This is a genomic window from Paenibacillus sp. SN-8-1 (genome assembly GCF_050995535.1).
Taxonomy (GTDB): domain Bacteria; phylum Bacillota; class Bacilli; order Paenibacillales; family Paenibacillaceae; genus Fontibacillus.
On record NZ_CP194782.1, the window covers coordinates 1 to 10,000 of the forward strand.

Genomic DNA, 10,000 nt, shown 5'->3' on the forward strand with positions numbered 1-10,000 from the left:
GTGGACAGCCATACTTCTGAAATATGGCAACAAATTTTATCCATCATTCAAACCAAGCTAAGCAAGCCGAGTTACGATACTTGGTTTAAAGCAACCAAAGCGGTCTCCATTACCGATCAGACTATCGTCATTTCCGCACCGACCACTTTTGCTGTAGAGTGGCTTGAAAGTCGCTACACCAAGCTGGTAGCAACAACCGTCATGGAGATCATGGGCAAGCAGGTTGATGTCTCCTTTGTCATTGAGGAATCAAGACCAAGTGAGCCTAGCCTTCCCCAGACTCAGACGCCACCTCCCGTTCCAAGTGAAGATACGATATCCCATATGCTTAATCCCAAATATACGTTCGATACGTTCGTTATTGGTTCAGGCAACCGGTTTGCGCATGCTGCTTCGCTTGCTGTAGCTGAAGCCCCGGCCCGTGCGTACAACCCTCTTTTTTTGTATGGAGGAGTAGGACTTGGCAAGACGCATCTCATGCATGCGATCGGGCACTATATTCTTGAGCACAGCCCTAGCAGCAAGGTGGTGTATATCTCTTCCGAGAAATTCACGAATGAGTTCATTAACTCTATCCGGGACAACCGGGCGGAGAGCTTCCGTAACAAATACCGGAATATAGATATTCTGCTGATCGATGATATTCAGTTCCTGGCCGGCAAAGAGTCTACCCAGGAAGAGTTCTTCCATACATTTAACGCGCTCCATGAAGAACGCAAGCAGATTATTATCTCAAGTGACCGTCCGCCAAAAGAAATCCCGACACTCGAGGAGCGGCTCAGATCGCGGTTCGAATGGGGACTTATTACCGATATTCAGCCGCCGGATCTGGAGACCCGGATTGCGATCCTTCGGAAGAAGGCGAAGGCGGAGAATCTGGACATTCCCAATGAAGCTATGATGTATATCGCGAATCAGATCGATACCAACATCCGTGAGCTTGAGGGTGCTTTAATCCGCGTTGTTGCTTATTCATCGCTGATTAATCAAGATGTGACTACACATTTAGCAGCAGAGGCGCTCAAAGACATCATCCCTTCGAGCAGGCCTAAGATGATCACCATACAGGATATTCAGCAAAAGGTCGGGGATTATTACAACTTGAGGATGGAAGACTTCAAAGCCCGCAAACGGACCAAAGCTATTGCATTCCCAAGGCAGATTGCGATGTATTTATCCCGGGAGCTAACAGATTATTCTCTTCCCAAGATTGGAGAAGCATTCGGGGGACGGGACCATACAACCGTGATCCATGCTCACGAGAAGATCACCCAGCATTTGAAGGTCGATCAGGATCTGTACAAAGTCATTAATACCTTAACGGAGAAAATTAAAAATTCCTCCTAACCATATGGAATGAACTAAAGAAATGAGCACATGGATCAAGGCTAACACTGGTTATGCAAAGGAATCGATCACGCAGTCTATAGTTCAATCCATACATGTCGTTTTAAGTCGGTCAAATAAAGCATAAAAATTCAGCAAAAAACCACAAAAGCCTATGCACAATTTATACACATGTGAATAGGCTTCGTTTTATGTCTTTAGCCTGGTTATCCACATATTCAGGCCCCCTACTACTTCTATAATTAATTAAAAGATATACTTCTTCATAAAAAGTGCGGATAAAATATCCCCAAACCATACTAAAACGGCAACCCCAAAAATCAGCTTTACAAAAGCTTATGCCATAGATTTCAAACTTATGCTTCATAACACTTTTAGGAGTTGAAAACATGAAAATTCGCATCTTAAAAATTGATCTTAATGAATCCATCCAGCATGTATCCAAAGCTATTTCCAGCCGGACAACCATCCCTATTCTTACCGGTATTAAGCTGGAAGTGAATTTTCAAGGGGTTATTCTGACCGCAAGTGATACGGATATTTCTATCCAGGCTTTTATTCCCGCTGAAGACGACAAGAAAGCCATCGTTCAGGTGGAGCGTCCGGGCAGTGTGGTGCTTCCGGCCAAGTTTTTTGTGGAAATTATTAAGAAGCTGCCATCGCAAGAGATCGAAATGGAGGTTAAGGACGGATTCCAGACCTTTATCCGCTCAGGCTCTACCGATATTCAACTGGTCGGTTTGGATCCGGAAGAATTCCCTGTTCTGCCAAGCATTGAAGAAGATCAGGTTATTTCCATACCCGGCGATCTTCTTCGTAATATGATTAAGCAGACCGTGTTCTCCATTTCAACTCAAGAGACAACGCCTATTCTTACCGGGGTTCTCTGGAATCTGAGCGATAGTCTGTTCAAATTCGTCGCTACAGACCGCCACCGCCTGGCAAGCAGGACTGCACCGCTTGACGATGCTGATAATGTTAAATTCAGCAATATTGTTATTTCAGGTAAGACGCTGAACGAGCTTAGCAAGATCATTCCAGATCAGAATACACGCGTTGATATCGTCGTAGCCGATAATCAAGTGTTGTTCAAAATTGACCGTGTATTGTTCTATTCACGTATATTAGACGGGACCTATCCCGATACTTCTAAAATTATTCCGACCAACTACAAGACAGAGCTTGTGCTCGATACCAAGAAATTGAGCGAATCCATTGACCGTGCGTACCTCCTCTCTCGTGAAGAGAAGACAAATATTGTCCGCCTTCAGACGCTAGAAGATGGTACAATAGAAATTTCCTCTAGTTCATCGGAGCTGGGTAAAGTTACAGAGCAGCTGGAGGTTGCTGAATTTAATGGTGATCCGCTGCGAATTTCTTTTAACTCCAAGTATATGCTTGATGTTCTTAAGGTCGTAGAGAGCGAGCAGCTCCATATTGGCTTTACCGGTCCAATGAGTCCGATTATTGTAAAGCCGGTGGATGAGAGTCGCAGCCTATATTTGATTCTTCCTTACCGCACGACCAACTAAAAAAAGTTATGCACCTGTTGATAACTGCAGGAGAAAGGGGGATTTGGCATGAAGGAGATACTTATCCACAGTGAGTTTATCAAGCTGGATCAATTTTTGAAGCTGGCTGATTGTGTGCCGACAGGCGGAATGGCTAAAGCCCTGCTGCAGGACGGTGCAGTTAAGGTGAATCAGGAATTAGAGGAACGCCGGGGGCGTAAGCTGTATCCGGGAGATCTTGTCGAGGTGGAAGGCTGCGGGACTTTTCAGGTTGCTGCTAAGTAACAATCCCTGATAATCGGAGCAACTGCCTTAAGCAAGGCAGCGTAAGATGAGGGGGTAACCGTTCAATGTTCGTCAAAAATTTAAGCTTACAGCATTTCCGTAACTATAATGAGCTGACTCTCGATTCCTTCGGAAGTGTCAACTTAATGATTGGCCGCAACGCCCAAGGCAAGACGAATCTGCTGGAGGCCATATTCGTTCTCGCATTAACCAAGTCACATCGGACCTCTAAGGATAAAGAGCTGATTGGGTTCCAGCAGAATGCCGCCTTGCTTGGAGCAGAGGTGGATAAGAAGTATGGAATTGTCAATCTGGAGCTTAGATTGTCCGCTCAGGGCAAGAAGGCGAAGATTAACGGCCTCGAGCAGCGTAAGCTGAGTGATTTCATCGGGGCTCTCAATGTGGTGATGTTCGCGCCTGAGGACCTTGAAATTGTAAAAGGCACACCAGGAATCAGAAGGCGATTCCTCGACATGGAGATCGGCCAGGTCACGCCCAGCTACTTATATCACCTGCAGCAGTATCAGAAGGTCCTGATTCAGCGCAACAATATGCTCAAGCAGTCCTGGAGCGGTGGCGGTGATATGTCGACCATGCTTGAAATATGGAACGAGCAGCTCGCGGAACATGGTGTTAAAATAATAAAGAAACGGAAACAATTCATAAGAAAACTGCAAAAGTGGGCTTCAGATATTCATCAGGGAATTACGAACGGAGCCGAGAGGCTGGAGCTTATCTATTTGCCTTCCTTCGGAGAGGCTGAGGAAGAAGATGAAGCTGTCTTATTGCAGCAGTTTATGATAAAGTTATCACAAATGAAGGATCAGGAGATAAGGAGGGGCATGACTCTTGCGGGACCACACCGGGATGATCTAGCCTTCTATATCAACGGCAAAGAAGCACAAGTATATGGATCGCAAGGCCAACAGAGAACAACGGCGCTTTCTCTTAAGCTAGCAGAGATTGAGCTGATCCATGAGGAGATCGGTGAGTACCCGGTTCTTCTGCTCGATGACGTTCTCTCTGAGCTCGATCCTTATCGTCAGACTCAATTGATCGAGACCTTTCAAAGCAAAGTACAGACGTTCATTACCGCAACTGGCATCGAGACGATTAATGCCGGTAAGCTGAAGGACGCCAGTATTTATCATGTCCAAGAGGGACAAGTAAATAGCTAGGATGGAGGCGCGTAATGTACATTCATTTAGGCGGAGAGAAGATTATTTCATCTGCTGAGCTTGTCGCTATTTTTGATATTTCAATCGAGAAATCTTCGAAGATATCCAAGCAGTTCGTGACCCATGCTCAGAAGCAGAAGCAGGTGGTTCACATCAGTGAGGAAGAACCGAAGTCCATTGTGGTGACTAAGCAAACGGTGTACTATTCCCCCATTTCCTCAGCAACGCTGAAGAAGCGCGCGCACCAATTTTTTGCAAATGCGTGAGGTAGGAACTGAATCTCAATAAAAGAAGCAGGTGAAGGCATGTCGATGAATGAACAATCCTATGATGAAAATCAGATACAGGTGCTCGAGGGCCTTGAGGCCGTACGGAAACGCCCAGGTATGTATATAGGTTCAACCAGCTCCAGAGGTCTGCATCATTTGGTATGGGAGATCGTAGACAATAGTATCGACGAAGCATTGGGAGGCTATGCTGACCATATCGACGTAATCGTGCATCAGGATAATAGTGTAACGGTCATTGATAACGGCCGCGGCATCCCTGTCGGTGAACATCCCAAGCTGAAGCGTTCAACCTTGGAAGTTGTAATGACCGTCCTGCATGCCGGAGGTAAGTTTGGCGGTGGAGGGTACAAAGTATCCGGTGGTCTGCACGGTGTGGGCGTGTCCGTAGTGAATGCTCTTTCCGAGAAGGTTGTTGTCGAGGTTAAGCGTGACGGGCATATTTATCAGCAGGAATACCGCCGCGGGGCACCACAATATGATATCCGTATTATAGGGGAATCTGAGGAGACGGGCACGAAGACTACGTTTACACCAGATCCAGAGGTTTTTACCGAAACTACGGTATTTGACTATGATATTCTCCTTACTCGTATCCGTGAGCTGGCATTCCTGAATAAGGGGATCTCTATCTCGCTTCACGACGAACGTACCGGGCAATCCAATGCGTTCAAATACGAGGGCGGAATCAGTGAATACGTCCAGTTCCTGAATCAGAACAAAGAGGCTCTTCATGAGACACCGATCTACGTTGAAGGCGCAAGAGATATGATTCAAGTTGAAGTTGCTTTGCAGTACAATGACAGCTATACGGAGAATATCTATTCTTTTGCAAATAATATTAATACCCACGAGGGCGGAACTCATGAGTCTGGATTTAAGAGTGCGCTCACCCGGATTATTAACGATTATGCCCGTAAATATAATCTAATCAAGGACAGTGACTCCAACCTCACCGGTGATGACGTGCGGGAAGGCCTGACTGCCATCATTTCCGTCAAGATCCCTGAACCGCAGTTTGAAGGACAGACCAAGACCAAGCTGGGTAACAGTGAAGTCCGCGGGATTGTCGAGTCCTTATTTGCCGAGAAGCTACAGGAGTTTATGGAGGAGAATCCATCCGTAGCCAAGCGCATTCTGGAGAAAGCTCTTCAAGCATCCCGCGCGCGCGAGGCGGCTCGTAAAGCTCGTGAATTGACACGGCGCAAGAGTGCGCTGGAAGTCAGCTCACTTCCGGGTAAGCTTGCTGACTGTTCATCCAAGGATGCTGCAATCAGTGAACTCTACATTGTTGAGGGAGACTCTGCCGGTGGTTCAGCTAAGCAGGGACGTGATCGTCACTTCCAGGCCATTCTTCCGCTGCGGGGTAAGATCTTGAATGTGGAGAAGGCCCGCCTTGACCGGATCCTTGGCAATGCTGAGATTAGAGCGATTATAACAGCCCTGGGTACAGGCATTGGCGACGACTTTGATCTTGCCAAGGCCCGCTATCACAAAGTTATTATTATGACGGACGCGGATGTCGATGGAGCTCATATTCGGACCTTGATGCTTACATTCTTTTATCGTTATATGCGCAAAATTATCGATGCGGGTTATGTCTACATTGCCCAGCCGCCGCTGTTCAAAATTGAACGTAACAAAGTGGTGCGCTATGCTGGCTCCGAGAAGGAACGCGACGAGATTATTGCCGAGTTCGGCGAGAACGCCAAATTCAACATCCAGCGTTATAAAGGTCTGGGTGAGATGAATGCTACTCAGCTCTGGGAGACAACTATGGATCCGGAGAGCCGTACCATGCAGCAGGTATCTATTGCTGATGCGATTCAGGCTGACGCGATTTTTGATACACTGATGGGCGATAATGTTGAGCCTCGGCGTGATTTCATTCAGGAACATGCCAAGTACGTGACCAATCTAGATTTCTAAATTGTTGAAACTGCAGCCTAAGCTGCAGTTTTCTGGTTTTGTTATTTTCATAAAAGCTGCAGCTTAAGCTGCAGTTTTTTGTTTTTTGGTAGTTAGTGACCGTTAGAACGCGCCCTTGTTCTCTTTAACCTGCCGTAATGGATTGCGTACCGTCTAATCCGTTTATAAATCCTCTTATCTTTGAGCCATTTAAAAGGGAAGAGCGCAGGCATCGTGTTCACCTCAAGAATCCATGCTTTAAAATTGTTGTCTACGGCTATATCGAGGCCAAGCTCTTTAAGCTTAGGGTAAGCGTGCTGCAGCTGATGGCCAACCTGTGTACCTACTAGCCGAAGCTCAGATAGTAATAATTCAAGCTGTCTCTCGTCCATATGGTGGCTTAGGAGCCGCTCAACCGGACAGGCGGTACCACCGCCATGATGGTTGGTTATAATCTTCTGGAGGGCACCTAGGCGCGCGATATAACCTGTGGTCTCCCACTCCCGCTTTAAATTTTTCTGAACGAGTACCCGGATGTCGAACTTCCGCCTATGATAAGTAAGCAGGTGAATACCCTGCTGGATCAGATAATCGCGCCTTTTAATTTTGACCATGAGCGCAGAGTATAGCTCCTCAAAGGTTAAATAGGTTTGAGTTTGGATTCCAAAGCGTAATTTATACTGAAAATCAGGGACCTCTTTTACTGGATTCTCTTTGTTTTCTATTTCCCCATCTTCTTCCGGCGCCGCTTGATAGTACTCCGCGCTCATGACTCCATTTCCGTAGGTCCCTATGTCTGGCTTAATGTATATAAGTCCATATTGATGAATCATAGCTCTCAGGTCCTCTACCGAGAACATTCGAGTTTCAGGAATATAAGGCTGCAGATTTGGCTGCTGCAGGAGAATCTGCGTTTTTTGCATTTTGCTCGCTATTCTTTGAATACCCAATGTCAGCTTCCTTCCTTTCATTTCTAGGAGAATGGTCATCCGCTGGAGATGAAAAACATAGGACAGAAGAGAAAAACAATGATATAATTATAGGATATGGGGATTTTTCAGGTTTTTTAGGAGAATGAGGAAATGCCTATATCCTAGTGTATGTGAAAGGTGAACAATGGGAGTGGACACATCCCCATTTCTCATCAAACGTGGGGAAGAAGAAAGCTGCTGGCTATCAACGTTTAATTGTGCTTGATTTGTGAAAGTAATATAATAAATGTTGGAGATTTCCTGCGTTTCAGGCTCTTTTGAGCTTTTTCTATACATAGGAGAGAATGAATATATGCGGTTTTATGGATCGTAATTTATTTTTTTAATTGGAGTGAACAGTAAGCCCTTAGTCCTCACTCACTCCATACCATATAGAGTTAATTAGGCATGGGTAAGACATTTAAGGAGGTCCAGCATGGCGGAAGAGAATAACTCGCAAATTATAGATCGGGATATTGGTGTGGAGATGCGGGAATCCTTTATGGATTACGCAATGAGCATCATTGTTAGCCGTGCCCTGCCGGATGTGCGTGATGGGCTTAAGCCGGTGCATCGCCGTATTCTATACGCAATGAGTGATCTTGGCATGTCGCCGGACAAGCCATATAAGAAGTCAGCCAGAATCGTAGGGGAAGTTATAGGTAAATATCACCCTCACGGTGATAGTGCGGTTTATGAATCCATGGTACGTATGGCACAGGACTTTGCAATGCGCAATATGCTCGTCGATGGTCATGGTAACTTTGGTTCGATTGACGGTGACATGGCGGCAGCTATGCGTTATACAGAGGCGCGTCTCTCTAAGATCGCAATGGAGATGCTTCGTGATATCAATAAAGAAACTATTGATTTCATGCCGAACTATGATGGGGAAGAGAATGAACCTGTGGTACTTCCAGCCCGTTTCCCTAACCTTTTGGTTAACGGGGTTACAGGGATTGCAGTCGGTATGGCTACGAATATACCGCCTCATAACCTTGGAGAGGTTATTGATGGTGTGCAGGCGCTTATTAAGAATCCAGAGATTACCTCACTTGAATTGATGGATTATATCAGCGGACCGGATTTCCCGACGGCCGGATTCATTCTCGGACGTTCCGGAATACGTCAAGCATATACAACAGGCCGCGGCTCAGTAACAATGCGAGCCAACGCAACGATAGAAGAGAACAACAACAAGGCAAGAATCATCGTGCATGAGATTCCTTACCAGGTTAACAAGGCGCGTTTGGTTGAGAAAATTGCTGAACTTGTTCGTGAGAAGAGAATTGAGGGAATAACAGATCTCAGAGATGAGTCTGACCGTAATGGAATGCGTATTGTGATTGAGCTGCGCAGAGATGTCAATCCGAATGTAGTACTCAATAATCTGTACAAGCATACGTCTATGCAGTCCACTTTCGGGATTAACATGCTTGCAATTGTTAACAAAGAACCAAAGATTCTGACGCTGCGTGAAGTGCTCCATTACTATTTGCAGCACCAGATCGAAGTTATTCGCCGCCGGACTGAGTTTGACTTGAAGAAGGCGGAAGCTCGAGCGCACATTCTCGAAGGATTGCGGATTGCTCTTGACCACTTGGATGAAGTCATCAAGCTGATCAGAAGCTCTCAGACTGGCGAGATTGCCCGTGAAGGCTTGATTGAACGCTTTGGACTGAGCTTTGAGCAAGCTCAAGCAATCCTGGATATGCGTCTGCAGCGCTTGACAGGACTAGAGCGTGAGAAGATCGAGAATGAATACAATGAACTTCTCCAGAAAATTGCGGAATACCGTGAGATCCTTGCAAATGAGTCTCTTGTTCTGGAGATCATTGACGGAGAACTTCAAGAGATTAAAGACAAGTATGCTGATGAGCGCCGCACGGTAATTACGATTGGCGAAGAGAGCATATTGGATGAGGATCTAATTCCACGTGAAGAAGTGGTAATCACGATTACCCATACGGGTTACATCAAGCGTCTGCCTGTATCGACCTACCGGAGTCAGAAGCGGGGCGGCCGTGGAGTCATTGGTATGGATACCAAGGACAGCGACTTCGTTGAACACTTGTTTGTCACGAACTCTCACCATTATCTAATGTTCTTTACGGACAAAGGTAAGGCTTACCGAATTAAAGCATACGAAATTCCAGAGTTGGGACGAACAGCTCGTGGAACACCAATCATTAACCTGATTCAAATTGAGCAGGGTGAGACGGTGAATGCGGTTATTCCTGTGGAGAAATTTGAAGAGGATAAGCACCTGTTCTTTGCCACAAGACAAGGTATTGTCAAGAAGACACCGCTAGATGATTATGTGAACATTCGTAAAGGTGGACTTATAGCCATCAACCTTCGGGAAGATGATGATCTCATCGAGGTGAAGCTGACACATTCCGGGCAGGAGTTAATTATGGGTACAGCTCAAGGTATGTCTATCCGCTTCTCTGAGAGTGATGTTCGTTCTATGGGAAGAAGTGCGACTGGGGTTAAAGGGATTACTCTAGATG

At 46.0% G+C, this 10,000-nt stretch carries 8 protein-coding genes (1 of these 8 cut by a window edge); 7 read left to right on the plus strand and 1 reads right to left on the minus strand.

Going from position 1 to position 10,000, the window contains the following annotated elements:
- The 6 genes from dnaA (at nucleotide 1) to gyrB (ending at nucleotide 6,537) form a co-directional block, all read left to right on the plus strand.
- Nucleotides 1-1,347, plus strand: coding sequence for a chromosomal replication initiator protein DnaA (dnaA, locus tag ACRRNK_RS00005; protein WP_433944831.1), 1,347 nt, complete (start codon nucleotides 1-3; stop codon nucleotides 1,345-1,347).
- Between the two features lie 389 nt (nucleotides 1,348-1,736).
- Complete coding sequence (dnaN, locus tag ACRRNK_RS00010; protein ID WP_433944832.1) at nucleotides 1,737-2,879, plus strand: DNA polymerase III subunit beta; 1,143 nt, start codon at nucleotides 1,737-1,739, stop codon at nucleotides 2,877-2,879.
- A gap of 48 nt (nucleotides 2,880-2,927) precedes the next feature.
- Nucleotides 2,928-3,143, plus strand: coding sequence for a S4 domain-containing protein YaaA (gene yaaA / locus ACRRNK_RS00015; RefSeq protein WP_127198875.1), 216 nt, complete (start codon nucleotides 2,928-2,930; stop codon nucleotides 3,141-3,143).
- Between the two features lie 65 nt (nucleotides 3,144-3,208).
- On the plus strand, nucleotides 3,209-4,321 hold the full coding sequence (gene recF, locus ACRRNK_RS00020) for a DNA replication/repair protein RecF (RefSeq protein ID WP_433944833.1): 1,113 nt from the start codon (nucleotides 3,209-3,211) through the stop codon (nucleotides 4,319-4,321).
- A gap of 14 nt (nucleotides 4,322-4,335) precedes the next feature.
- Nucleotides 4,336-4,587, plus strand: a complete 252-nt coding sequence (remB, locus tag ACRRNK_RS00025) for an extracellular matrix regulator RemB (protein WP_433944834.1) — start codon at nucleotides 4,336-4,338, stop codon at nucleotides 4,585-4,587.
- Between the two features lie 39 nt (nucleotides 4,588-4,626).
- The gene (gene gyrB, locus ACRRNK_RS00030) at nucleotides 4,627-6,537 is read left to right on the plus strand and encodes a DNA topoisomerase (ATP-hydrolyzing) subunit B (protein ID WP_433944835.1); all 1,911 of its coding nucleotides are present in this window, start codon (nucleotides 4,627-4,629) and stop codon (nucleotides 6,535-6,537) included.
- Between the two features lie 92 nt (nucleotides 6,538-6,629).
- Here the strand turns inward: gyrB and ACRRNK_RS00035 are convergent, their stop codons facing one another.
- Complete coding sequence (locus ACRRNK_RS00035) at nucleotides 6,630-7,505, minus strand: YheC/YheD family protein (protein ID WP_433944836.1); 876 nt, start codon at nucleotides 7,503-7,505, stop codon at nucleotides 6,630-6,632.
- Between the two features lie 418 nt (nucleotides 7,506-7,923).
- Between ACRRNK_RS00035 and gyrA the strand changes: the two genes are divergently transcribed.
- Nucleotides 7,924-10,000 carry the 5' portion of a DNA gyrase subunit A gene (gene gyrA / locus ACRRNK_RS00040; protein ID WP_433944837.1) on the plus strand. 461 nt of this gene lie beyond the right edge of the window, so the window shows 2,077 of its 2,538 coding nt (coding positions 1-2,077); it begins with the start codon at nucleotides 7,924-7,926; the stop codon falls past the right edge of the window.